We start from the raw sequence: 285 nt of genomic DNA, 5'->3' as shown, positions 1-285 counted from the left end.
CCAGCACGCCCATGCCGCGGCCGTTGGCCGGTCCCGTGGCGGGGATGGTTTCGGCTTCTTCGGCCCCTGCGCGCCAGGGCTTGAGGTCGCCGTCGAAGTTGTTCGGGTCCGGCAGTTCCAGGGTGCCTTCGGTGCCGGTGATCTCCACGAAGCCCATCCGCAGGCGGGGGGATTCGAAGCTGAAGACGCTGTGCGAGGAGGCGCCGGCCTCGAACTGGAGCATCGCACTGACGTGGGTGGGGACCTCGACGGGGAATTCCTCCCCGGCCTTGGGTCCGGAACCGA

The 285-nt window shown here is 69.1% G+C and carries 1 pseudogene; it reads right to left on the bottom strand.

Going from position 1 to position 285, the window contains the following annotated elements:
• Window positions 1-285 (bottom strand): annotated as a pseudogene (locus NFJ07_RS25810) (Gfo/Idh/MocA family protein); the annotation flags it as partial.

It is taken from the genome of Arthrobacter sp. B2a2-09, assembly GCF_027587375.1.
Lineage (GTDB): Bacteria > Actinomycetota > Actinomycetes > Actinomycetales > Micrococcaceae > Arthrobacter.
Note: the sequence above shows the minus strand (reverse complement) of the source record. Positions and strands in the feature narration are given on the sequence as shown.